The organism is Pedobacter sp. BMA (assembly GCF_001027745.1).
Classification (GTDB): domain Bacteria; phylum Bacteroidota; class Bacteroidia; order Sphingobacteriales; family Sphingobacteriaceae; genus Pedobacter.
Genome location: NZ_LECU01000005.1, coordinates 212,688 through 236,856 on the forward strand (window position 1 = coordinate 212,688; position 24,169 = coordinate 236,856).

The 24,169-nt window shown below is 41.7% G+C and carries 21 protein-coding genes; 11 read left to right on the plus strand and 10 right to left on the minus strand.

Features of this window, described 5'->3' with window-relative positions:
* Positions 1-10: 10 nt before the first annotated feature.
* The 6 genes from AB669_RS10370 to AB669_RS10395 all read right to left on the minus strand — a co-directional run bounded on the left by AB669_RS10370 (position 11) and on the right by AB669_RS10395 (position 6,816).
* A complete protein-coding gene (locus tag AB669_RS10370; protein WP_047799236.1) occupies positions 11-982 on the minus strand; it encodes an L-histidine N(alpha)-methyltransferase in 972 nt (323 codons plus the stop codon).
* A gap of 46 nt (positions 983-1,028) precedes the next feature.
* A complete protein-coding gene (gene egtB / locus AB669_RS10375; protein ID WP_047799237.1) occupies positions 1,029-2,180 on the minus strand; it encodes an ergothioneine biosynthesis protein EgtB in 1,152 nt (383 codons plus the stop codon).
* The gene (locus AB669_RS10380) at positions 2,180-3,751 is read right to left on the minus strand and encodes an ABC transporter permease/substrate-binding protein (RefSeq protein ID WP_047799238.1); all 1,572 of its coding nucleotides are present in this window, start codon (positions 3,749-3,751) and stop codon (positions 2,180-2,182) included. Before AB669_RS10380 ends, egtB begins: the two co-directional genes overlap by 1 nt.
* Complete coding sequence (locus AB669_RS10385; RefSeq protein ID WP_047799239.1) at positions 3,744-4,703, minus strand: ABC transporter ATP-binding protein; 960 nt, start codon at positions 4,701-4,703, stop codon at positions 3,744-3,746. Before AB669_RS10385 ends, AB669_RS10380 begins: the two co-directional genes overlap by 8 nt.
* Before the next feature lie 2 nt (positions 4,704-4,705).
* Complete coding sequence (locus AB669_RS10390; protein WP_047799240.1) at positions 4,706-6,091, minus strand: mercuric reductase; 1,386 nt, start codon at positions 6,089-6,091, stop codon at positions 4,706-4,708.
* Positions 6,092-6,186: 95 nt separating this feature from the next.
* Complete coding sequence (locus AB669_RS10395) at positions 6,187-6,816, minus strand: TetR/AcrR family transcriptional regulator (protein WP_047799241.1); 630 nt, start codon at positions 6,814-6,816, stop codon at positions 6,187-6,189.
* Between the two features lie 142 nt (positions 6,817-6,958).
* Here AB669_RS10395 and AB669_RS10400 point away from each other — a divergent pair, with 142 nt between their 5' ends.
* The 4 genes from AB669_RS10400 to AB669_RS10415 all read left to right on the plus strand — a co-directional run bounded on the left by AB669_RS10400 (position 6,959) and on the right by AB669_RS10415 (position 9,551).
* Positions 6,959-7,204: a hypothetical protein gene (locus tag AB669_RS10400; RefSeq protein ID WP_047799242.1), complete on the plus strand. Its 246-nt coding sequence runs from the start codon at positions 6,959-6,961 to the stop codon at positions 7,202-7,204.
* A gap of 7 nt (positions 7,205-7,211) precedes the next feature.
* Positions 7,212-7,961: a DUF3667 domain-containing protein gene (locus tag AB669_RS10405; RefSeq protein ID WP_053058366.1), complete on the plus strand. Its 750-nt coding sequence runs from the start codon at positions 7,212-7,214 to the stop codon at positions 7,959-7,961.
* Between the two features lie 163 nt (positions 7,962-8,124).
* Entirely contained in the window at positions 8,125-8,817 is a 693-nt protein-coding gene (locus AB669_RS10410; RefSeq protein WP_047799244.1) for a hypothetical protein, read from the plus strand.
* A 2-nt stretch (positions 8,818-8,819) separates the two neighbouring features.
* Positions 8,820-9,551: a hypothetical protein gene (locus AB669_RS10415; RefSeq protein WP_047799245.1), complete on the plus strand. Its 732-nt coding sequence runs from the start codon at positions 8,820-8,822 to the stop codon at positions 9,549-9,551.
* Positions 9,552-9,611: 60 nt separating this feature from the next.
* Here the strand turns inward: AB669_RS10415 and AB669_RS10420 are convergent, their stop codons facing one another.
* Positions 9,612-9,854: a hypothetical protein gene (locus tag AB669_RS10420; protein ID WP_047799246.1), complete on the minus strand. Its 243-nt coding sequence runs from the start codon at positions 9,852-9,854 to the stop codon at positions 9,612-9,614.
* A gap of 333 nt (positions 9,855-10,187) precedes the next feature.
* Between AB669_RS10420 and AB669_RS21535 the strand changes: the two genes are divergently transcribed.
* From AB669_RS21535 to AB669_RS10460, 7 genes are all read left to right on the plus strand, one after another.
* Positions 10,188-12,770 carry a PAS domain S-box protein gene (locus tag AB669_RS21535; protein ID WP_053058367.1) on the plus strand — a complete coding sequence of 861 codons (2,583 nt, stop codon included), beginning with the start codon at positions 10,188-10,190 and terminating at the stop codon, positions 12,768-12,770.
* Positions 12,771-12,900: 130 nt separating this feature from the next.
* The gene (locus AB669_RS10435; RefSeq protein ID WP_047799248.1) at positions 12,901-14,292 is read left to right on the plus strand and encodes a TolC family protein; all 1,392 of its coding nucleotides are present in this window, start codon (positions 12,901-12,903) and stop codon (positions 14,290-14,292) included.
* 12 nt (positions 14,293-14,304) lie between these two features.
* Positions 14,305-17,589, plus strand: a complete 3,285-nt coding sequence (locus tag AB669_RS10440) for an efflux RND transporter permease subunit (protein WP_047799249.1) — start codon at positions 14,305-14,307, stop codon at positions 17,587-17,589.
* Positions 17,590-17,601: 12 nt separating this feature from the next.
* Positions 17,602-18,699 carry an efflux RND transporter periplasmic adaptor subunit gene (locus AB669_RS10445; RefSeq protein WP_047799250.1) on the plus strand — a complete coding sequence of 366 codons (1,098 nt, stop codon included), beginning with the start codon at positions 17,602-17,604 and terminating at the stop codon, positions 18,697-18,699.
* Positions 18,700-18,721: 22 nt separating this feature from the next.
* Positions 18,722-19,642: an AraC family transcriptional regulator gene (locus tag AB669_RS10450; protein WP_047799251.1), complete on the plus strand. Its 921-nt coding sequence runs from the start codon at positions 18,722-18,724 to the stop codon at positions 19,640-19,642.
* Positions 19,643-19,773: 131 nt separating this feature from the next.
* Positions 19,774-20,523 (plus strand): redoxin domain-containing protein, encoded by a 750-nt coding sequence (locus AB669_RS10455; protein WP_047799252.1) that lies wholly within the window; start codon positions 19,774-19,776, stop codon positions 20,521-20,523.
* Between the two features lie 71 nt (positions 20,524-20,594).
* Entirely contained in the window at positions 20,595-21,455 is an 861-nt protein-coding gene (locus tag AB669_RS10460) for a dienelactone hydrolase family protein (RefSeq protein WP_047799253.1), read from the plus strand.
* Positions 21,456-21,469: 14 nt separating this feature from the next.
* On the opposite strand, the gene AB669_RS10465 is transcribed toward AB669_RS10460, so the two are convergent.
* The 3 genes from AB669_RS10465 to AB669_RS10475 are packed head-to-tail and all read right to left on the minus strand — an operon-like array spanning position 21,470 to position 24,168.
* The gene (locus tag AB669_RS10465) at positions 21,470-22,432 is read right to left on the minus strand and encodes a hypothetical protein (protein WP_047799254.1); all 963 of its coding nucleotides are present in this window, start codon (positions 22,430-22,432) and stop codon (positions 21,470-21,472) included.
* A gap of 2 nt (positions 22,433-22,434) precedes the next feature.
* Positions 22,435-23,535, minus strand: a complete 1,101-nt coding sequence (locus tag AB669_RS10470; RefSeq protein ID WP_047799255.1) for a toxic anion resistance protein — start codon at positions 23,533-23,535, stop codon at positions 22,435-22,437.
* A gap of 18 nt (positions 23,536-23,553) precedes the next feature.
* Positions 23,554-24,168, minus strand: coding sequence for a TerD family protein (locus tag AB669_RS10475; RefSeq protein WP_047799256.1), 615 nt, complete (start codon positions 24,166-24,168; stop codon positions 23,554-23,556).
* Position 24,169 lies beyond the last annotated feature (1 nt).

Genomic DNA, 24,169 nt, shown 5'->3' on the forward strand with positions numbered 1-24,169 from the left:
TTGATCATGATTAAGCAACCTTCCAGATTGCATCTACAAAATACTGACGGCTGTCGAAGAAATATTGCTGCACTTTAAATCCAGACCGGTGTGCCAGCCTTTCAATTTCTGCAATGGCATATTTTTGTGAAATTTCCATATAAACATACTCGTTTTTTTGAAACTGAATGGCGTGTTCGCCGATGTTTACCACCTGGTTCTCCAGGCTAATTAAATAGCTTTTGCATTCGCCCGTTTCAGGATCGTAAGTGGCATAATGCTCAAAATGATCCAGGTTAAAATTCCCTTCCAGCTCGCGGTTGATGCGGTTCAAAAGGTTTAAATTAAATGAACGTGTAATGCCGCTTTTATCATTATAAGCATCAAGAATCTGCTTTGGATTCTTCTTCAGATCAAAACCAATAATTAACAGATCATCGGGTGACAACAGGGCTTTCACCTTCACACAAAATGCTTCAGCTTCATCAACGTTCATATTGCCAATATTAGCCCCCATAAACAAAACTACTTTCTGTCTGTCTGAAGTCTCATTGGCAGCCTTTAGCATATCAAAATAGTCACCGTTCAATCCTGTAAACTGCAATTCGGGCAGCGCCTGAGGCAACTTCACACTTAAATCTGAAATGACGTGCGCTGAAATGTCAATCGGAAAGTATTGAAAATTCAATTTCTTATTAATGAGCTTGCGAAGCAAATGAATGGATTTGGTCGCATCCCCCGCCCCAAGTTCAATCAGATCAAAGGCATCGCTGCCATCCGATATCACATTTGCAATCTGATCAGCCTGATATTGCATAATTTCCATTTCTGCATCAGTCAGGTAATATTCTTCCATATTCATAATCTGCTGGAAAATGTAATCACCAGCCTCGTCATAAAAATATTTAGAGTGCATATATTTTGGCTTTGCACTCAAGCCAGTAATCGTTTCATTTAAAAACTGATTGTTAACCTCAGTATTCGTTTCGGTGGTGAGTATCATAGATTTGCTAAATCAGGGATGAATATTTGTTTTGTTATTGTTGTTCTTATTGAGCTAAGCGGATTCCGGTATATTGCCAGCGAAGATGTGGATGGAAAAAATTCCGGTAAGTCATACGGCTATGCTCATCTGGTGTTGCCACAGATGCGCCCCTTAATACCTTCTGATTCACCATAAATTTACCGTTGTATTCGCCTATCGCTCCCGGCGCTTTATTAAAACCCGGATAAGGCAAATAAGCACTTTCCGTCCATTCCCATCTTTCGCCCCAGTTCAATTGCCTGGCAGCAACCTCCCACTCAAATTCAGTAGGTAACCGCATCCCTTTCCAGCTCGCAAAAGCATAAGCTTCATAATAATTGATATGGGTTACCGGCTCCTTGAGGTTAACCTCTTTTAAACCGCCCAGGCTGTAGTGAAACCACTTGCCCTCAATTTTATACCAGTACAAGGGGGCAATGATATGCTGACTATTAACCCAGTCCCAGCCTTCGGCGTGCCAGTAGTTAAAATTCTGATAGCCACCTTCTTCAATGAAACGAATAAATGTACCGTTTGATACCAGTGTCGGGCTGATAGTATAGCCTTGCAGATACACTTGATGACGGTTGTGTTCATTATCGAAACTAAAACCATCTCCTTCAAATCCAATTGTATATATCCCCTCATCCACCTTAAGCATTTCACCATCATCTTCAATCAGATTGGTAGATTCAGCAACAGTAGCATCGTAAACCGGAAACAATGGATTATTCCCTAAAATATATTTAATATCTGTAAGCAATAACTCCTGATGCTGCTGCTCGTGGTTAAAGCCAAGTTCAATAAGCGCTACTATTTCTCCAGTTGGTTCGGTGGAAAGAAAGCGCCTCATGGCTTCATCAACATAAGCCCTGTATTGATACACTTCGTCAACACCCGGTCTGCTCAGGTTACCCCTGTCGGTGCGGATAACCCTGTTCCCTATGGTTTCGTAATAACTGTTGAAAACAAAGTTGAAATCGGCATTGAAAACCTGATATTGATGGCTGTATGGGATTAGGATAAAGGTTTCGAAAAACCAGGTGGTATGGCCCAAATGCCACTTTGGAGGACTAACATCCGCAATTGGCTGCACCACATAATCTTCAGTTTGCAATGGCGCGCAAAGCTGCTCAGAGTATTTCCTGATACGCTGATATTTTTCAATAAGACTCATTAATTTTTATCGAGATGGTTCTTAAGTTCTGTTATGGTATTAACATTTAGTTCCTTCGATTGTTTTTGCCGCATCATTAAAGCATAAGAATTGTTAAAACCAATAGGTTTAAGCCATTTGATCTGATACTTTTTTAAAAACTCCTGTTGCACATATTTGTAGGTTTTATCCTTATCCCCGGTAATCGCCGCTATGGTTTTTCCATCAGGCTTTAAGATGGCCAGCAGGCCCGTTCCGGTGTATTCGGGATAGAAGTCGATCTGGTTATTCGTCAAGGCATCAAAACAGATTTTAGTTCCGCCAAGTCCGGTTTTAGTTTCTACCCCATAGCGGGTATAACCTCGAATCAGCATGCTGTAAATCTCGGCCAGAATGTACTGCTCACCGAAAATCTTTGAACCGATTTTTACAGTTTCTGCTCCGGCTTGTTTTGGACTACGATAAAGTTTCTCCCGGATCAGAAAATCCCTGGCGACCCTGGCGGGCGATTGATGAAGGTAATCTGTACGGTAGTTTAACTCTGTCATCACCGAATCGGTAATCTTTCCTGCCAGGAGATTCAGTGTGCTTTCAAGTTCAGGAAATTTGTGGAGTGCTTTTTCGCTCACAATGGGCGCAGCATAATAAGGTGGAAAAATGCCCTTATCATCTCTAAGAATCTTAAGGTCGAATGCTTTCAGGCGGCCATCTGTGGAATATCCGCTAATCACGTCGAGCGCTTTTGAATAAGCCGCTTTATACATCACCGCATCACTAATCACTACCGTTCTGATCTTGAGTCCGTAAGCCGATTTCAGTCCCAGATCCCCATCCTGGCGTCCCATAAATTCAGGCGTAAAGCCCGCCGTTAATGCAGAACCATAAGCGGATGGCAGAATATAGAAAGCACTTAACAAAATAACCAAAACAGGAAAAGCAACCAATGCCTTCCGAAGCTTTCTGACATTCATCTTCTGAATGAGGGCCAGCAACGTATCCAGTACAATAGCCAGCAAAGCTGCAGGAATGGCTCCGGCCAGAATCATGTTACTGTTGTTCAACGAAATTCCTCCGAAAATAAATTCACCCAGCCCGCCCGCAGCAATATAGGATGCCAGGGTAGCTACCCCCACATTAATAACCGTTGCCGTCCGGATACCCGCAAGTATTACCGGCATAGCTAGAGGCAATTCTACCTTAAAAAGCATTTGAGAACGGCTCATCCCTAAACTTTTTGCAGACTCGGTGATGGAGCGATCGATACCGATAATACCTGTGTAGGTATTACGGATAATTGGAAGTAGCGCATAAATCAGCAAGGCTACAATTGCAGGTTTCGCACCGATTCCCAAAACCGGAATCATGAAGCCGAGCAAGGCAATACTGGGTACCGTTTGCAATACGCCCGCAACCCCGAGCACCAGACCCGACCAACGTCTTTTACGGGCAATAAAAATTCCCAGGGGTAATCCAATACCCACCGCCAGCAGCAACGATATAAAGGTTAAACCGATGTGCTGGAAGGTCTGACTGAGCAGTTTGTCCGATTCCATCGACATAAATTGCCAAAGGTTTTGTTGCTGATCATTCATAGCTTCCGGAAGTTTTATATTGATTGAATGCCCTGACTAAATGTTCCAGATTAAATGTTTTGGTTTTCCCCTCCGGGCTAACCACCTGAAGTTCGCTGAATTCACCTGAACGAAGCTTCTCCATCGCATGCCAAACACTGGTATCTACCGTTATATTATAATTTCCCTTTGCCCTGTCATCGGGCAAACTCTTCCAGATATCATATAGCGTAACTACTTTAAACTCCAGCGCCAGGCGCTGGCTGTCCAGAAAAGAACGGGCAAAATGATTCACAGGATCAAAAAGAAGCTGTTTTGGACTACCCATCTGTACGATCGACCCTTTATCCATTAAACAAATCCGGTCGCCTAAAATAAAAGCCTCTTCAACATCATGGGTAACCATCACAATAGTTTTCTGCTGTAATTCTTGCAGCTCAAGGAACTCTTTCTGAATACTGGATCGGGTAACATTATCAAGTGCTCCGAAAGGTTCATCCATCAATAAAACAGGTGGATCGGCAGCTAGTGCCCTGGCGAGTCCCACCCTTTGCTGTTGGCCTCCGCTTAGTTCAGCAGGGAAAAGCTGAAGCACATTTTCGGGCAAATGAAGTTTCGCAATCAGATCGGCTACTCTGCTCTTGATTTTATCCTGTTCCCATTTCAGTAACCTGGGCACAACAGCAATATTCTCTTCAACGGTATAATGCGGAAATAATCCGATATGTTGCATCACATAGCCAATGTTCCGGCGTAACGTTTCAGGCCGCTGACTCGAAACAGGTTGTCCATTCATCAGGATTTCTCCCGCGTCAGGTTCTATCAGCCTGTTGATCATTTTCAATGTAGTGGTTTTCCCACAGCCACTGGTGCCCAGCAAAACCAGGTTCTCTTTTTCAGCCACTTTAAACGAAACCTCGTTTACAGCATTCACGGAACCAAATGTTTTTGTTACTCCATTGAGCTCAATCATAATCAGTCTTCCATTTTCATAAAAAGGTTGTTCAGTGATTCTGAATAGGTAGGGTGTGCGAAAACACAATAGCGTATTCTGTCGTATGTGATGCCACCTTCCATGGCCATCTGTAATACCGACACAATCTCCCCCCCCTCTGATGCAAGAATGGCAGCTCCAAGTATTTTCTTGCTTTTAGTATCAACTATCGCTTTCATTAAGCCCTGCGTTTCGTTGGTTTCAATTCCCCTCGCTACTGACGACATCGGCAGCACGGCAACCTGATAATCAAGTTTCTTTTCCTGTGCCTCCGTTTCAGAAAGGCCAATTCTACCCAATTGCGGGTCGGTAAACATGCAATAGGGAACAGGACGGTCTTTTATCGAATAATCAGTACCCTCTATCAGGTTACGATAAACAATAGTATAATCATTATACGCAATGTGCGTGAATGCAGGTCCCCCTTTTACATCGCCCAGCGCATAAATCCCTTTGATATTGGTCTCAAGCTTATCGTTAACCAGGATGTGCCCTTTCTCATCGGTTTTAACCCCACATGCATCCAGCCCCAAATGCCGGGTTTGAGGTGTGCGGCCTGCGGCTACCAGAATGTGGCTCGCTTTTAACTTACTTGTTTTACCTACAGTTTGTACATCAACCTCAAGTGAGGATTTACCGTTTACCTTAACCTTTTTAATTTCAGCCGATGTGAGTATCGCTATCTTCTCCTTTTCCAGTATTTCTGTGAGTGATTCGGAAACATCCTGATCTTCCTTTGCCAGAATCCGGTCCGACTTCTCGATGATGGTCACCTGGCTACCAAAACGGCTGAACATTTGTCCAAATTCAAGTCCGATGTAATTGCCGCCGATCACAACCAGGTGTTCAGGTACTTCCGTAAGGTCAAGAATAGTGGTAGAGGTAAGATAATGACTTCCCGACAAGCCTTCAATATCAGGAATGGCTGTTTCGGCACCGGTATTGATAAAAATCAGTTCACCTGATATCTTTTGTTCCTTTCCGTCTTCAGCCTTAACCGTAATCTCCTTTTCTCCGGTAAACCTGGCCGCGCCCATCAAAACGGTTAAACCTTTCGTGGAATCTAAACCATCTTCAGCACCTTTTCTAAATTGATCTACAATCTCATCTTTGCGTTTAATGATTTTTTTTATATCCACCTTTACGGGGCCAACATCTATTCCAAGATCCGCGGATTTACTGGCCTGATAAGCCATTCGGGCAGAAGCGATCATCGCCTTGGTTGGTGTACACCCATCGTTAATACAGGTGCCGCCAATCAGTCTTTTTTCTATTATGGCCGTTTTTTTTCCTGCCATAGCAAGTTTTTTGGCAAGCGGAACGCCGGCCTGACCTGCACCTATAATAATTGCATCGTAGTGTTTCATTGATTTGTTGTTACGCTTATAAACTGAGATTTAAGAAATAACCACAATAACAGGCCAATGTTTTTGAATTTGAAACTGTTTAGGGAATAATCACCTTATCTATCGTCATACGTTTTATCAATAAGAAAAGTAATGGCTTCTTCAATTTCCTTTCTGCCTTCATTGCTTTTAAGATCGAGGCCGCAGAAAGTTGCGGTTTGGGTGCTGGCATAAATATCAAGATAATAAATACCGGCCACCATCAGGGCAGTTACCGCCCGGTAGCGCTTCGCCTGGTCTCCAAAATGAGGATCAGTAATGGCTTCAAAAATCAAAGCACCACTATCCTCCCTGGCCTGGGCAAGTTTTTTAAGTTCATTTCTGTCCTCTAGCAGTCCCCACAATAAAATCTTCTGCATCTCCTCATTTTTAAATACATATTCAAATTGAGATAAAAGCATTGATTTCGAAAACTCCCTGCCACCATCCTTTGGAAGAGGATTTTCAGAATCACCTTTCACATTTGTCCAGAAATCTTTTGTTCGGATATATTCATCAATAAGCTCATCACGTCCGCCAAAATAGTTATACATCAGCTTTTTGTCCAATCCCGCAACACGCGCAATATCATTAACCTTAAGTCCGGAGAACCCTACAGTATTGATAATTTCACCAACTGCATCTAAAAATCGCTGCTTACTTCTGGCCTTGTTTCGCTGGCTTCCTGCTTCTGGTTTTTCTTCCATTGATAAACGTTTTTGATAATGTGCTCAAAATACACAATCATTTTCAATTTTATTATCACCTTTTGGTGATAAGTGTTTATATTTGCATTAAAGGATGATTTAACCACTCACCCGACCGACAAGAACCAACAGATTTCAAAAGATGAAAAAAGGAAAAGCGCTCTCAGAATTCACGCTCGACGAGCTAAAAGAAAGAAAAAAGACAATTACCGGGATTGTACTGGGTTTAGGCATTGTGATGCTGATCAGTAGCGTTACCCTCATCTATCTTGCTGTGAAAACACATAATGTCAGCCTCACTGGTATTGCAGTGGCTTGTCCGCTAACATTTTTGCCAACGCTGATTAGCCTGACTCAGATCAACAACGAAATTAAAAAGCGAAATTAATTTCATCATGATGTCGTCAGAATGCCTGAACTGCGCTTCGCCTGTATCGCAGAATTATTGTTCGCACTGTGGGCAGAAATCGAGTACGCACCGTTATTCCATTAAACATTTTCTGCTGCACGACTTCGTACATAGTGTATGGCATGTAGACAAAGGCATTTTTTTTACCTTAAAAGAACTTTTTACGCGACCTGGAAACAGTGTCAGAGAATTTATTGAGGGCAAACGTGTCCCATACTTTAGTTTTATAACGCTCATCCTGCTCATTCTTACGGTATCAGGTCTGTTGGCTCCGTATATCCATATTACGGCTACAGATCTGGTACCTGAAGTGAGTAAAGCCATGACGAATGAGTTTGAAAAAACGATCTCGCGCTACCCAAAACTCTATCTCATCATTACCATTCCAATTTACTCATTACTCAGTTTCCTCTGGTTCAAAAAGGCTAAGTTTAACTATTCTGAGCATCTGGTGATGAATTCTTACCGGATTATTCCGGAAATGTTGTTTAACTTATTTGGATCTGTGGTATCCATCTTTTACGCTAATAAACAGGTATTGATCGTATTGTGTATCATGATCCCCGCTGTTTTTGGATTTATCTACAGTATATGGTTTTATTATCAGTTTTTCTCTAAAAGCGCATACGGTGCAAAAGGTCGTTTATTAAGAAGTGTGCTCATACTCATTTCTTTTTTCATGATTCCAATGATCATGGGACTCATCGCAGGAATGCTGATGGCGAAAGCACACTAAGTAATCTGCCTACCACGGGTTCTTTGGTGATATCCTTCTTGATAATGGATCTGTTATTCATTATGTTCAATACAAATAAAATAGAACCATTTATTCTTCAAAGTGTTATCCCAGTAATTTGCTAGTCATTACAGCGTTATTAATGAGCTAATTACTGTTTACCATGAAAAGAAGATCACTCGTAACCTTTTTATTGCTTGGTTTAATTTGTAAAGAAACCAATGCCCAAACCGATAGCAGTTTCCAATCTTTAAAAGGACAGCAATCACTTCAGTTAAATCTGGGTACCCAGGGGATAGGCGCCGAATATGTTTACGGCGTGTTGCCCGAACTGGCGCTTCGCGGAGGATTGAATTTCATACCCCTTAAAGCCAATAATGTATTCAAAATTTCAGGATTTAATTCCACCTCCAATCTGTCGGCCGATTTCTATAATATTCATGTACTGGCCGACTATGTACCCGCGAAAAACCTTTCATGGTTTAGAGTTGTAGGCGGCTTTGCTTATTTCCTGAAAGCACGTGGCGATATCAGGGTAATCCCGTCTGATGATTACAAATATGGCGACCTGGTGCTAAACGAGGATCAGATCGGATATGTTGACCTCACGGTAGACTGGAAGGGATTTGCACCCTATTTAGGGATTGCACTGGCTCATACTTTCCCGAAGAAAAATTTCAATGTGAGCGTTGATTTGGGCACCTATTACCTTACTAAACCGAAAGCCGACATTACCGGAACAGGATTGCTGGAAGGGAACTCCTCACAAACACCACAGTTTCAGTCAAACATTAAAGACTACCGCTGGCTTCCTGCCATTCAGGTGAACTTCAGTTATAAATTTAAAAATAATTAATTATGTCAACAGCAAGAATAACTCCCTTGGTTTTGATGCTCCTGATCTTGTCGGCATGTAAGAAACCTACAGAAAATATTAAAATTGTAGTGGATACGGATGTAATCAAATATACGGCAATGATTAATGTTACTGACGCCTCTACCGGCGCTTCCGCACCAGCCAATACTACCATTACCATCTCGGGCGACCAGGCATCAAACATTTATGAACTGTCAGGCAAGAAAGACATCCGCCTTACTTCAGGCATGGTGACCATTGGCTTACAGCCGAATGTAGTACCTGCAGAAAACAATCCGATTACCATCAACGTTGGCATAGCTTCCAGTGGATATAACACGGCTTCTAAACAAATTACATTTACCACGTCCCAGAAACAACAGGTAATCAATATTCCGATTACAAAAACCGGTTCAACCACACCGCCAATAGTAACCCCACCACCACCCGTTTATAACAATACTTCTCTAACCTTTACCGGAAGGTGCCCAAGCCGTACAGATATCGAAATCAGGCCAAGTGTTTACATTTATTTTAAAAAAACCGGATCGCTTGATGCTTTCCAGTACCTGGGTTACATGGATAAGGGAAATATTACAACCAATTTACTACAGCTGAATGAAACTTACGATTTTCAGATTGTATATGGTGGCGACACTTATAAAGTAAACCAGAAAATTGAACAAACCAGCTATAACCTCACTATCGATATGCCCGCGGCATGTAATTTTTAAGGGATCTGATCAAAAGCAATCGTAAAACAATAAAGGCTTCCTATTGGAAGCCTTTAACTGTTAATTTTCAATAATCTGATAGTTCACATTCACCCTTTTCGGGTAATTGCTCTCCTCAAAATTTAAAGAAACGAAAGCTGCATTTTGATGCAGTTCATTCCTAAGTGCATCTTCAAAATGAAACTGAAGTTCTTTCTCTGCGCGCTCCCTTGGTTCAGTTAATAAATTCCTGTCGCTTAAATTTTCCGGCAATAAGGTGATGTCACAATTTCCCTCACTTATTTCTTTGACTAAGTATTTCATTTGTTCGGCTCGTTCTTCCTTTTATGTGTTATCAAAAACGCGGTCAAAAATATGTGAATAGATGATTGTTCCTGTAATCTCAAAGTTAATTTTAAACGGTACCTGCATTAACAACTGTATACCAAATAGATACAAACGAAAAATTAAAGTAAATAAAACCAAATGCATCAGCAATACGTTCATATCCGTTTTAAGATACATAAAAAATTATCCTGCAGCCGCCTGAAAAGCCTATTTTCCATCCCCGTACAAGGTGAAAGTGTTTGAATGATATAGAATAATTTGTATGAAGATGTTATATTCGTTAAAGTTTTGTAAGCATCCCCCCAATTAATGAACGATTTAAATTCTCCCTTGTTTAAGGCTATTTTTGAAACTGAGATACCCAGAGTTGTATTGAAAGCCAATGCGCCGGATTTTACTATTTTGGCATATAATCAGGCTTATGATGATAGTACCCATAACCATGGCAGAAATTTAACAGGACTTTCGTTGTGGGAAGCTTATCCCGATAACGATTCTCCTGTAGGAAAAATGCTGCTCTCAGAGGGTTTATTAACTGTTACAAGAGATAAAAAAAACCTCAAACTTCCTGTTTTACAATACCAGATCCCAACAGAAGAGGGATCTCAAAAAGAGGACAGCTGGTGGCAGATTGAAATTATTCCGGTGCTGGGTGCTTCCGGAGAGGTTGACCTGTTAATTACAAACAACCGTAATCTTACTGAACAGATTTTAAGTGAACGAAAACTGAATTCTTCTTTAAAACGTGAAGAAGATTTAAATATGGCCCTGGCCGAAACACATGAAGAGCTTGCCGCTTCAAATGAAGAGTTACAGGCAAGTGTGGAAGAACTATTGAATGCAAATGAGGCATTAAGTCAATCGCAGGGAGACCTGGAATTCCTCAATATTGAACTTGAAGAACGGATAGCCTTACGCACGAAAGACCTGGAATCCAATCGGCATCTCCTGGAGAATATTATTCAAACCACTCCTGTTGCCATGACTTTGTTGCGCGGAGATGATTTAATTATTGAACATCCTAATCCTCACATGCTGCACATCTGGCAAAGAAGTCGTGAGCAAACCGTTGGAAGAAAAATAACCGACGTATTTCCCGAACTTCACGAGCAGCAATTTCCCGCTTTGCTGGCGGAAGTTTTTAAGACAGGCAAGAAAATTGCTATGCCGGAGGTACCTGTAGACATATCATATACCGATGGTAGCCGCAAACTGATCTATGTTAATTTTTCATACGATCCAATTTTCGATGATGCGGGAAAAGCGGAATATATTCTGGCAACAGTAATAGATATTACGGAAATCGTAGAAAACAGAAAACTACTGGAAACCAACCGCTTCGACCTTCAGGTAATCGGAGAAGAACTCGCAGCTTCCAATGAAGAACTGGCTGCTACAAACGAAGAGCTGGCAGCAACAAACGAGGAATTGCAGGAGTCGCAGGAAAACCTTTTCAAAAATAACGAAGCACTAAGCAACGCTGAAGAAAGTCTGCGACTGGCTTTGGAATCCGGTAATTTAGGAACCTACAGTGTAGATTTATCCAGCAGAAAGTTTAATATTTCTGCAAGAGCCAGAGAATTTTATGGGCTTGAACCTGATGGAGATGTCTATTGGAACGAAATCACAGCAACGGTTGTGCCCGAATACCTTCCTGTGATCGAACAGGCGAGGAAAGATGCAATTCTTAATGGACTACCTTATGATGTTCAATACCCTATTGTTCCCAAGTCTGGCAACCAGATCAGATGGATCCGGGTAGTTGGCAAGAGTATTAGCGCTACAGAAGCCAAATCCGGAAGGTTTATTGGTGTCATCATCGACATTACTCAGGAGGTGGAACACCGGAATGAAATTGAGGAAAGTGAGAGACGATTCAGAACGATGGCTGAAGGTACCGATGTGCTGATTTCTGTAGGTGATGAAACTGGAGACGCAGTGTACTTTAACCAGGCTTGGATAGATCTTACCGGGATTGAAATGAACAAGCTTTTAGGCACGCAATGGACTAAGCTCATTCATCCGGAAGATAAAGACCTGTTTTGGGGAGTTTACCTTTCCGCTTTTGAAAAACAGATTCCTTTTACCGGAGAGTTCAGAATTTTAAATAAAGAGGGTGATTATCGCTGGCTCTTGGCCAAAGGCCCTCCGCGGTTTAATGAAGACGGATCATTTGAAGGCTACATTTGTTCATGCATTGATATTACTGATCTCAAAAGAGATGAGCAACGTAAAAATGATTTCATTGGAATGGTGAGCCATGAACTAAAAACGCCTTTAACGGCTATAAACGGCTTTGTACAGGTTCTGCAAAGCAAAGCAAAAAAGGAAAGTAACGATTACTTTTTGCTCGCCCTGGATAAAACACTAAATCAGATCAGAAAAATGACCACCATGATCAATGGATTTCTGAATGTTTCGAGGTTAGAATCTGCACAGCTTGTCATTCAGAAAGGTGAATTCAACCTGAACAAACTCCTTGCTGAAATGGTTGAAGAAAGCGACCTGATTCAATATTCGCACACCATTACATTATCAGTAAAAGAAAACATTACCATTAATGCCGACCGGGATAAAATCGGCAACGTTATTTCCAATCTGTTAAGTAATGCAATAAAATACTCAGCAGCAGGCACAGCTGTTCATGTCAGCTGTAACATTACCGGGAATGAAGTAACGGTGAGCGTCGCTGATCAAGGTATCGGAATCAGCGGCGATGATGCGAAAAAGTTATTTCAGCGCTATTATAGAGTTGGCAGCAACCAAACGATATCTGGCTTTGGTATTGGCCTATACCTGAGTGCTGAAATTGTTCAGCGTCATGGCGGTAAGATATGGGTTGAAAGCATAGAAGGTAAAGGAAGTATCTTTATGTTCAGTTTGCCATTATAACCATCTTTGTTGTCTTGAAATCATCATTAAGTAACAATTCGAATATTATTTGATTTAAATAAGTTTTGATTTGAACTACATACTTTGATATTGCTGTGAAAAATTACATTTGCCGTGTAAATTATACACTATGTCACGTAGATTCTTATTTTATCCACTACTATCATTAATTCTTTTCTCATCAAGCTACTGCGGCGCTCAAACCTTATCGTTAAAAGAAGCTGTAAATACCGCGTTAAAGAATTACGGCACGATAAGAGCAAAAGAAAGCTATGCCAATGCATCCAAAGCAACCATACAGCAAACAAAAAGAGAATACCTGCCTAATCTTAACCTGAGTGCGCAGCAGGATTACGGCACAATCAATGGTCAGAACGGCCCTCAATACGGGTTAGGAGGTCTCGGTACGGCTGCCTCCGGACCAGCCCTTGATAAACAGAACTGGAATGCTGCCTTTGGTGCGTTATATCTAGCCAACATTAACTGGGACTTCTTTACTTTTGGCAGAACGAGGGAGCGCATCCAGGTGGCCAATGCAGCTTACCGAAGAGATCAGCAAGACCTGGAACAGGAAAAATTTCAGCAGGAAATAAGGGTTTCCGCAGCCTACCTCAACCTCCTTGCCGCACAACGCATTACACGCTCGCAGGAAAAAAACCTTTCTCGGGCCGTTACCTTCAAAAACACAGCTACAGTCCGGGCTAAAAACGGATTGAATCCAGGTGTGGATTCTTCTTTCGCGAATGCAGAAGTATCAGCAGCAAAAATATCGTTGACAAAGGCCAGAGATTTGGAACAGGAACAAGCCAACAGACTGAGCGTGTTAATGGGATCAAGTGCGGTTTCTTATCAGCTCGATACCAGTTCCATTACCCGCATACCAACAAACCTGCTCACTGATACCACCGGAAAATCCGGACACCCGCTTTTAAAATTCTACCAGAACAGGTTCGACGTAAGTCAGCAGCAGGTGAATTACCTTAAAAAACTTTATTACCCTAGTTTTTCACTCTTTGGTGTGCTACAAGGCAGAGGCTCAGGCTTTAGTTCTGGTTATGCCCTTGATCAAGCGGCATTCAGCACAAGCTACGCCGACGGAATTAATCCAACCCGTGGAAACTATTTGATTGGAATAGGAATGACCTGGAATATCAGCAGCCTGCTCAAGAACCACCCGCAGGTAAGGGCACAGGAATATACCAGTCAGGGATTAAAAGAAGAATATAATCTGGTTGATCAGCAATTGAAAGCTCAGCTACTCTTGGCAGAAACCAAGCTAAATAACGCCCTTCAAAATTATCGTGAGGCACCTATACAGGTAAAAGCTGCATCCGATGCCTACCTGCAAAAAAGTACCCTATACAAGAACGGGCTAACCAACCTTGTAGACCTTACCCAGACATTATTTGCTTTGAACAGGGCAGAAACCGACCGCGATATCGCCTACACGAACGTTTGGCAGGCGCTGCTGCTAAAATCGGCTGCAATTGGCAACTATGAAGTATTTATTAACGAATTTTAACAGGCTATATCAATGAATTTAATACGTTTCGCACTACGCAAGCCCATTTCCATACTCGTTTTGGTGGCGGGATTATTTTTCTTCGGGATAGGTGCAATCAACCAGATCAAGGTTGATATTTTACCACAGATGAATTTGCCTGTAATCTATATTGCCCACCCATTTGGCGGTTACACTCCATCGCAAATGGAAGCTTATTTCGGAAAGCAATATGTGAACATCCTTCTTTTTGCAAATGGCATCAAAAGCATTGAAACTAAAAATACGCAGGGTTTAATGCTGATGAAACTCACCTACTATGAGGGAACCAATATGGCGCAGGCGGCGGCAGAGCTTAGTGCCCTTTCTAACAGAGCCCAGGCGATATTCCCGCCGGGATCACAGCCCCCTTTCGTCATCCGTTTTGATGCCTCATCTTTGCCTGTTGGGCAGCTGGTATTGAGCAGTGCCACGCGAACCAACAATGAATTGCAGGATATGGCAAACACCTATATCCGTCCGGGCTTCTCCGCAATTCCGGGTTTGTTGTCCCCCGCCCCTTTTGGTGGAAGTCCGCGTACAATTGAAATAAATGTTAATCCTTCGCTGCTGCGTTCACACAACCTTACGGTAGATCAGGTGGTAGAAGCCATCAGACTGAATAACCAGACGGCCCCATCAGGAAATGTTAGAATTGGCGATAAAAACTACCTGACCCCAACAAACTATACCATCAAAAAAGTTAAAGATTTTGAAACTATTCCACTCTTTAAAGGTGGCGTCCAAAATTTACAGCTGAAAGATGTCGCCACCATCAAAGACGGTGCAGATCTGGTTGCAGGCTATGCACTGATCAATGGCAAACGTTCGGTATACCTGAGCATTGCAAAATCTGGTGATGCTTCCACCTGGGATGTAGTAAAGAACCTGAAGAAAAACTTACCGAATATTCAAAACTCCCTGCCCGAAGACGTAAAATTATCCTACGAATTCGACCAGTCAGTGTATGTAATTAATGCTGTCAAGAGTCTGGTGAGTGAGGGTGCAATCGGAGCAATTCTCACCGGCCTGATGGTATTGCTCTTTTTGGGTGATAAACGGGCCGCATTAATTGTAATTTTAACTATTCCAACCTCCATTATTGCCGGCGTTTTATTCCTTAAGCTTTTTGGGCAAACCATTAACATCATGACGCTTAGTGGTCTGGCTCTGGCCATTGGTATTCTGGTAGACGAATCAACGGTTACCATTGAGAATATCCACCAGCATTTCGACATGGGAAAACCCAAGGCATTGGCCATATGGGATGCCTGTAAGGAAATTGCATTTCCAAAGCTTTTGATCCTCCTTTGTATTCTAGCCGTTTTTGCCCCTGCATTTACCATGACAGGCATACCCGGCGCACTATTTTTACCACTGGCACTGGCCATAGGCTTCTCCATGGTCGTATCCTTTTTACTGTCGCAGACTTTTGTCCCCATTATGGCAAACTGGCTGATGGTTGCCCATCCTAAAAAAGGTGCTGAACATCACCCGGGGATGACTCAGGACGAAGCAGATTTCAAAGCTACCGGAATTCCCCTCGAATCAGAAAAAGACACTTTAAATCAGAAGAAAGTATTGGTAGAGCGTGAAGATTTTAACGATGACGGAAAGATCAGTTTCTTTGATAAGTTCAGAAACAGATTCATGCGCTTTATCGACAGGATTATGCCGTACCGGAAGCCGGTAGTAATCATATACCTGATCGCCATCGTTAGCCTTGCCGCACTGCTGCTGATGAATATCGGTCGCGACGTACTACCCAGAGTAAACTCAAGCCAGTTCCAGCTCCGGATCAAAGCTGCCGATGGCACACGTCTGGAGCGTACAGAAGAGAAAGCAAATATTGTATTAGCGGAGCTTAAAAAAATGGTAGGCGCTGAACACGTTGGCATATCATCTGTTTATGTTGGTCAGCATCCTGCTCAATATTCAGTGAATCCCATCTATCAGTTTATGGCCGGACCGCATGAAGCTGTTTTTCAAGTGAGTTTAAAGGATTTTGAAGAAGATATGGACGATTTCAAGGATGAATTTCGTGCACGTATCAAAAAGGCATCACCTGATCTTCAGCTTTCATTTGAACCGATAGAGCTGACAGATAAAGTATTAAGTCAGGGCTCCCCGACGCCTGTTGAAATCCGCATCTCGGGAAAAAATAAAAAGCTCAACGAAAAGTACGCCGACAAGGTATTGAAAGAGTTGAAAGAAATCTCTTACATGCGTGATGTTCAGATTGCACAGCCGATTAAATACCCATCACTGAATATCGACATCGACAGAACCCGGGCAGCACAGATTGGCGTGGATATGGCTGACATCTCCAGGTCGCTGATTGCATCTACCTCTTCATCCCGCTATACAGATAAAAATATATGGCTGGATGAAAAAGCTGCACTACCTTATAGTGTACAAGTACAGGTACCACTAAACCAGATGACAAGTAAAGATGATATTGGTGAAATCCCCTTGTTAAGAAACACGGCAAGGCCGGTGTTGAGCGATGTGGCGAAAATTACTCCCGATACTACGTACGGTGAAAACGATAATGTGGGGGCTTTGCCTTTTCTATCTGTTACCGCCAACCTATACCACAAAGATCTGGGCAAGGCTTCGGTAGATGTGGATAAAGCGATTAAAAATTTAGGTGAATTGCCCAGGGGTCTAAATGTTTCAGCTGTAGGCTTAAGTAAAGTATTAACCGAAACATTGGATAGTCTGCAATCGGGTTTACTGGTAGCCATTGTGGTGATCTTCCTCATGCTCGCTGCAAACTTCCAGTCATTTAAAGTTCCATTAGTCATCCTGGCTACCGTTCCGGCAGTAATCCTGGGCTCATTATTATTACTAACGCTAACAGGTTCAACCCTCAACCTTCAGTCGTATATGGGGATCATCATGTCGGTAGGTGTATCCATTGCCAACGCTGTTCTACTCATCACCAATGCCGAACAGCTTAGAAAGCATAATGGAAACGCACTCGAATCAGCAAGAGAGGCAGCGGCTTTGCGTTTACGTCCAATTATCATGACCAGCATCGCCATGATTGCAGGTATGCTGCCGATGGCCATTGGCCATGGCGAAGGCGGTGGTGCAGTATCTCCGCTGGGCCGCGCCGTAATCGGAGGTTTGCTGGCATCAACATTCGCGGTATTAATTGTACTCCCGCTTGTATTTGCTTGGGTACAGGGCAAACAGGATACCAATTCATTGTCGTTGGATCCTGAAGATCCGGAAAGTTTACACTATATTAAAGGTTTAGCAGAAAACGAATAACAGCACAAACAAATGAAAAATAACACATTCTCATCATCCATTACCATTACTGCCTTAATCATTTTAAGCGCAATCTACGGCTGTAATCATTCAGAAAAACAAGAGGCTAAAAAAGAAAAAGAACCAGCAATTGCCACCTTTGATCTTAAAAAAGATAAATTGTCTACTGCTCTCAGCCTCCCCGGTGAACTGATTGCTTTGCAGCAGGTAGATCTATATGCAAAGGTAAGCAGCTTTGTAAAAACACTTAAAGTGGATATTGGTTCAGAAGTAAGCAAGGGACAATTGCTAATGACACTGGAAGCACCGGAAATGGTTTCTCAAGCGGCTGCAGCACAATCACGATTAAAAGCGCAGGAGGCGGTTTATACGGCTAGCAAAGCGAATTATAACCGTTTGTATGAAACCAGCAAAACCCCGGGTACCATTTCAACAAATGATTTAGACCAGGCACTTGCCAGGAAAAATGCAGACCTCGCCCAGCTGGATGCCGCAAAAGCGGCCTTCAAAGAGATTGGTGCAATACAAGACTATCTCACCATTAGAGCACCTTTTACCGGTGTGATTTCAGCAAGAAATGTGAATCTTGGTGCCTATGTCGGGCCTACAGGTAAAGGTTCTGATTTACCTATCTTTACGCTTCAGGATCAGAAAAACCTGCGTCTTGCAGTGTCCATACCCGAAATTTATACAGGCTATCTGACTGCCGGTGACGAGATTAACTTTACCGTTAAATCTCTACCGAATCAACAATTCAAAGCGAAGGTAAAAAGACTTTCAGGAGCGTTAGACTTGCGTTTAAGGGCTGAACGCATAGAAATGGATGTTCCAAACCAAAATAAAACACTCCTGCCGGGCATGGTTGCAGAAGTGAATATACCTTTACCCGCTAACGCCAGTACTTTCATTATCCCGAAAAAAGCCTTGCTGGATACCAGCGAAGGATTTTATGTGCTTAAAGTAAGTAATAACAAGACAGTAAAGGTTGCTGTTAAAACAGGCAGGGAAACGGAAGATAAAATAGAGATTTTTGGCGACCTGAAAGAAGGTGAAAAACTTGTTGCAGAACCGAATGAAGAAATGCACGATGGAACGATTGTGAATCCCTAACTTTACGTTCAGGAATAACACCATGATAAATTCAATTGCAAAGAAGGAGACACTTGTTGATTTTTACAATAACCTAAAAATCCGCCTACCTGAAATTCCCATGCCCAGCCTGGGAATGATCAATGATATCGGACACTTTAATGTGTTCAACAGGGCGATCGTTTGCTCCAATCTTCCTTCTGAATTTAGCCGCCGGGATTTCTACAAGATTTCACTCATTATCGGGAATGGCATTTTAAATTATGCCGATGCCACAATCGAAATCAAAGAGCGGGCATTATTGTTTACCAATCCCAATATCCCCTATTCCTGGGAAAGCACTTCCCCTCAGCCTAATGGCTACTTCTGCCTCTTTACCGATAATTTTATTCATAGTAAAAATGAAAGCCTGAAAGATTCTCTCCTGCTGAGGCTGAACAATTGCCCGGTGATTTGCATTGATCAGGAACAAGAGGACTACATTAAACGCATTTTTGCCAGAATGATGGATGAAATGGATGGTGATTATATCCATAAATACGACCTGCTCCGCAACTACGTGCAGTTGATTGTACATGAGGCATTAAAGGTTCAGCCCACAGGAATGGTCCTGAAACAAAACAACGCTTCTGTTCGCATCACCTCCCTGTTTATCGAGCTTTTAGAGCGACAATTTCCTATTGGGTCGACAGAACACTCGCTGGAGCTAAAAACCGCGCAGGATTTTGCCTCTCGTTTATCAGTACATGTAAATCACCTGAACCATGTAGTAAAAGAAGTAACCGGCAAAACAACGTCCGAACACATTACCGGGCGGATTACCGCAGAGGCAGTTGCTTTACTCAAAAATACAGATTGGAACATCTCTCAAATTGCCTATTGTCTGGGTTTTGAATATCCTGCCAATTTCAACCTTTTCTTTAAAAGAAGAATGAATTGCACACCACGAACTTATAGAAACTAAAATAGAACCTTATCCCCGAGTTGGTCCCCCGATGTTAAAGTAACAAAATCAATGCTTTAACCCTCAAAAGCTGCTTAACTTTTCGGTTATTTTAAATTTAATATTAAATTGCAGTTTCAAACCAAATATAAATGAAATACTTTTTCGCCCTGGGCTTAATTTTCGGCTTCATCAGTTTAAATGCGCAAAGTTATACGGCTGTCAGAAATGTTCCTGACGACATCATTAAGCTAAAGCCAACAGTAGCTCAGAGAACTGATACCAATCAATTATATTTTGACGATAATGGGGTAGCGCTGAGTTATACGCAGTTTAATAAACTACTGATCAGCGGCCAGTACGTAGCTAAACCTGCTGACGAAATCACTAACCCCAGAAGAATATCACTTAAAAAACTATCTTCCGAAGCATACGAAAAGCTTAACCATTTTATAAGGGATAATACCAGCATTCAAAATGAGCATATATCTACAGGTAAAAAGCTTGATGTGTCAGTGCTTATCCCCCATTTCAAAGCCGCCAGATCAACCAATCAGGTTCTTGTTCAGATTTACTGGTATGCCGGATGCAAAAGCTGCGATGAATCCCTTACCCAGCTTTCTGCATTCGTAAAAGAACTTGATAACCCTAAAAACCTGTCGTTTGCCATCATCACTACTGATGATATCGCATTGGTAAACAAAAAGCTTGCAAACAATCCAATACCCAATGCCGAAATTATCGGATCGGGAAAAACCATCGCAGATGCCTATGAAATCACCGAATTCCCTGCCTATATTGTCAGCGATAAGAGTCAGATGATTAGATATGCTGTTGCCGGTAGTTCGAGATTGACTATACCCGACCTTAAAACGGCCATCAAAACAGCTTTAAGTGAATAGCTAATCCAAATTACATCTCTTTATCACTGAAATACGTCAAGTTTGGCTATATTGTCTAAAAAACCTGCCTCATGGATCAGAAAATAATTAATCTGTACGACGAGTATACCCACAGCCAGATGGGTAGAAAAGATTTTATGAAAAAACTGGCTACGCTTGCCGGTAGTACGGCTTTAGCGATGACTATTCTCCCGCTATTAGAGAATAATTATGCCGCAGCCAGCTATGTGAATGATAAAATTGAAGTTAGCAACGTTAGCTATTCGGGTGTAGATGGAGAGATAAAAGCAGTACTTGCGAAACCTAAAGGCAAAAAAAGCCTGGGTACCGTTTTGGTTATTCATGAAAACAGAGGACTTAACCCGCACATCATTGACGTCACGAAAAGAGTCGCTGCAGAAGGATTTCTGGCTTTGGGTGTTGATGCCCTTTCGCCTCTGGGCGGTACACCTGCCGATGAGGACAAAGGCCGTGAACTAATTGGTAAACTAGATCCGGATAAAAATCTGCAGAACTATTTAAAAGGGCTTGAATACCTGAGAACCAGAAAAGATGGCAATGGAAAAGTGGGATGTGTAGGATTTTGCTGGGGAGGTGGCATGGCTAATAAACTGGCAGTAAATGATCCTAAACTTCAAGCCGCAGTAGCGTATTACGGTGCACAACCAAATGTAGCTGATGTTCCTAAAATTAAAGCCAGTATCATGTGCCATTATGGAGGTTTGGACGAAAGAATTAATGCTGGAATCCCCGCCTACGAAAAGGCATTAAAAGAAAACAATATCGATTATAAAATTTATATCTATGATGGTGTTAACCATGCCTTTAATAATAACACATCACCAACAAGGTATAATGAAGCGGCTGCAAAACTGGCCTGGGGAAGAACAATTGAACTATTTAAAAAAGAACTGGCTATTTTGACCAGATAGGCGTTGATGATGTTTTAAAAGAGATCTGTTTTGAGCATCTCTTTTAAAATGTTTGACTGAACATCGAAATTGCTCAGGTGATTGAGGAAATTAACATCAGAAATTTTCTGGTAACTGTTTTCCAGTAAATGTGTGATTTCATTTGGAATAGCAGTTTTAAGGATTGCTGCACTACTCTTCAGCTTATCATTTTTGAACTGCAGCTCCTGAACAATACGCTCGCGTTCTGATAAATTAGTGGAAACATCTATTCCCTCAATTACACTCAAATCGCAGAACAGAAAAAGATTACGGGCCGGAAAAAACAAATAATAATTATCCTCATCCAGAAACCTATAAACTTCTATCACCAGTTCACCTGATTTTAAGCCCAGATGAAAAGCTGTCCTGAAATCGTGCTTACAAAGTTTCCCCATCAGCTTTTTTTCAATAATGGCATAACTACTGTTGTAAACTTGTTTAATGCTATAGTCGATCAGGCGGGAAAACTGGTCTGTAGTGAGGTCGAAATAAAAGTCGCTAGCGTATTTAGCGCTGAAGGCATTGATATTGCGTGAAAATGGAAAATCACTGCTTAAATCAGAAAGGACCTGATAGAGCCGCCTCAGAGATTGATTGATTTTTAACGACTGCTGCTGTTTTTCAAGATTGAAGCTTTTCTGGTCATTAAAGGATGTACCCATTTTAGCAATCAGTTCCTCATTTAAGTGGATTTCATCATAAATAAGAGACACATTTTTTTCATTGCTCTTTTTAATTTTTTTGAGCAACGCCGTTACGCTATCGGTAAACTGGAGGTGAAAAAGATCCAGTTTTTCAATTTCGAGATCTTCATTATTGTTAAAAAGCTGGTGAATAACCTGTGTTCTTAAATAAATTTTATAGATAATCTCTTCATCAAAAAACACAGAGAGCAGTTGCAACCTGCTGATCTCTGTGTTTGATTTCTTTAAAATATTTAAGCGATATTCGTCCATATTTAATTACCCACCCGGGTCACATTCTTTTTCAGCTCGCTTTCAAGTGTTTTAAGCTCACCGTCAAGTACCCTGCGGCTTTGTTCTCCCGCTTCATGGATCTTTTTAACCTCGTTCAGCGTTTCTATCAATGAAGAGGTGGTTTGCTTCAAGGTATCCAAAGATACTACCGTTTTCTCATTTTCTTTAGCTACATCAATGCTGTTTTGTTTCAGCATTTCTGCATTCTTTTGTAAGATTGTGTTGGTAGTATCAGAAATTTTCTTCTGCATCTCCACGTTGGCTTTCTGGCGTTGAAGGGCCACCGCAATGGTGAGCTGATTTTTCCATACGGGTATTGTGGTCGAAATAATCGACTGCGCCTTTTCTGCTATCGAAGTATTATTATTTTGCACTACTCTGATTTGAGCCAGTGATTGCAGCATAATAAACCGTACTATTTTCATATCAGCCAGCCGCTTATCCAGCCTGCTCGTAAAATCCCTCAGATCGGCAATTTCGTAATCCTGATAATCTGCTGGCCTTCCTTCCATTTCAGCAAGCTTAACCTGAAGCTCGTTGTATTTCAGCTGTCCGGAAATGATCAGCTCTTCCATTTGATGAATGTAGCTCACATTGCTGTCGAACATCGTTTGTAAAGCTGTATTGTCTTTAATCGAATTCAACCTCCCTGCCTTAATTTTATTGGTGATTTTATCGATATTATTAACCACCACATCGTATTTCTGAAAGAGCTTTTTCACGTCTACAACCAAACCTTTCAGAAAAGGAATCTTCGAAATGAAACTCTTGAAACCACTCTGCTCTAACTCGTTTACATCAATATAGTTAAGCTCAGTAAGTAGTTCGTTGATTAAACCACCCACTTCGCCACTGTTGTAAGTTCTTACAGAAGCAAGGAAATCGTTACTGTACTTCTCCATCGAATTCTGAGCTTCACTTCCATAATTCAGGATCGAGTTCACGTCAGATGGCTCGAGGGATTTAGCGATCTCCCTGTACTTCGCGGTATTTTCAGGACTAATATGTTCAACATTTACATTCCCATCTTTATCCAGTACTACCGGTGTTAAAGATGGTGTTGCATTTGGGTTCGTTTCCATAGTGAATAGGTTTGCGGGCTACAAATAGTTTTGGGTTACTGTTTTTACAGTTTCTTCCAATTTACGGTCTTTGGTTGGTTCTCCGATGGCATTGAATTTCCACTCACCATTTTTTTTGTAGAAAACACCAAGTACCATTGAAACTGATCCTTTGAAGGCAGCTCCATTGGCAATATCATATTTAGCAAAAACTTCATTTACACGTTTCGTAGTCCCTTCATAAATGCGGATAGAAGCAAAAGGAATGGTTCCAAAATCTTGCCCCCTGAAGCTGTTTAAAACAAATGCAACATAGCTTACGCTCGCATCCAGCTGACTAAGATCTATAGTGATGATTTCGTTATCTAGACCATCATCTCCCCCCATATCACCTGTTAAATCATCACCACTGTGTTTTACTGATCCGTTTTTTGATTTGAGGTTACCAAAGTAAATCACTTCTGACAGCTGTTTGTTCTCATTGTAAAGTGCACAACTTGCATCTAAATCTACTGCTTCTTTGGATGAACCGAAGCCAAATAAACCTTTCTTTTCAATAGCGCCCCAGTTAATGCCTACACAAACATTTTGCAGCTTACTACCATTATTTTTTTCAAGACTGATACGCTGTCCTTTTTCGAGATTGATTGCCATA

What these genes read in the sequence shown, in the direction of transcription:
- AB669_RS10370 (WP_047799236.1), bottom strand. Translation starts at nt 982, where the DNA reads ATGATACTCACCACCGAAACGAATACTGAGGTTAACAATCAGTTTTTA.
- egtB (WP_047799237.1), bottom strand. Translation starts at nt 2,180, where the DNA reads ATGAGTCTTATTGAAAAATATCAGCGTATCAGGAAATACTCTGAGCAG.
- AB669_RS10380 (WP_047799238.1), bottom strand. Translation starts at nt 3,751, where the DNA reads ATGAATGATCAGCAACAAAACCTTTGGCAATTTATGTCGATGGAATCG.
- AB669_RS10385 (WP_047799239.1), bottom strand. Translation starts at nt 4,703, where the DNA reads ATGATTGAGCTCAATGGAGTAACAAAAACATTTGGTTCCGTGAATGCT.
- AB669_RS10390 (WP_047799240.1), bottom strand. Translation starts at nt 6,091, where the DNA reads ATGAAACACTACGATGCAATTATTATAGGTGCAGGTCAGGCCGGCGTT.
- AB669_RS10395 (WP_047799241.1), bottom strand. Translation starts at nt 6,816, where the DNA reads ATGGAAGAAAAACCAGAAGCAGGAAGCCAGCGAAACAAGGCCAGAAGT.
- AB669_RS10400 (WP_047799242.1), top strand. Translation starts at nt 6,959, where the DNA reads ATGAAAAAAGGAAAAGCGCTCTCAGAATTCACGCTCGACGAGCTAAAA.
- AB669_RS10405 (WP_053058366.1), top strand. Translation starts at nt 7,212, where the DNA reads ATGATGTCGTCAGAATGCCTGAACTGCGCTTCGCCTGTATCGCAGAAT.
- AB669_RS10410 (WP_047799244.1), top strand. Translation starts at nt 8,125, where the DNA reads ATGAAAAGAAGATCACTCGTAACCTTTTTATTGCTTGGTTTAATTTGT.
- AB669_RS10415 (WP_047799245.1), top strand. Translation starts at nt 8,820, where the DNA reads ATGTCAACAGCAAGAATAACTCCCTTGGTTTTGATGCTCCTGATCTTG.
- AB669_RS10420 (WP_047799246.1), bottom strand. Translation starts at nt 9,854, where the DNA reads ATGAAATACTTAGTCAAAGAAATAAGTGAGGGAAATTGTGACATCACC.
- AB669_RS21535 (WP_053058367.1), top strand. Translation starts at nt 10,188, where the DNA reads ATGAACGATTTAAATTCTCCCTTGTTTAAGGCTATTTTTGAAACTGAG.
- AB669_RS10435 (WP_047799248.1), top strand. Translation starts at nt 12,901, where the DNA reads ATGTCACGTAGATTCTTATTTTATCCACTACTATCATTAATTCTTTTC.
- AB669_RS10440 (WP_047799249.1), top strand. Translation starts at nt 14,305, where the DNA reads ATGAATTTAATACGTTTCGCACTACGCAAGCCCATTTCCATACTCGTT.
- AB669_RS10445 (WP_047799250.1), top strand. Translation starts at nt 17,602, where the DNA reads ATGAAAAATAACACATTCTCATCATCCATTACCATTACTGCCTTAATC.
- AB669_RS10450 (WP_047799251.1), top strand. Translation starts at nt 18,722, where the DNA reads ATGATAAATTCAATTGCAAAGAAGGAGACACTTGTTGATTTTTACAAT.
- AB669_RS10455 (WP_047799252.1), top strand. Translation starts at nt 19,774, where the DNA reads ATGAAATACTTTTTCGCCCTGGGCTTAATTTTCGGCTTCATCAGTTTA.
- AB669_RS10460 (WP_047799253.1), top strand. Translation starts at nt 20,595, where the DNA reads ATGGATCAGAAAATAATTAATCTGTACGACGAGTATACCCACAGCCAG.
- AB669_RS10465 (WP_047799254.1), bottom strand. Translation starts at nt 22,432, where the DNA reads ATGGACGAATATCGCTTAAATATTTTAAAGAAATCAAACACAGAGATC.
- AB669_RS10470 (WP_047799255.1), bottom strand. Translation starts at nt 23,535, where the DNA reads ATGGAAACGAACCCAAATGCAACACCATCTTTAACACCGGTAGTACTG.
- AB669_RS10475 (WP_047799256.1), bottom strand. Translation starts at nt 24,168, where the DNA reads ATGGCAATCAATCTCGAAAAAGGACAGCGTATCAGTCTTGAAAAAAAT.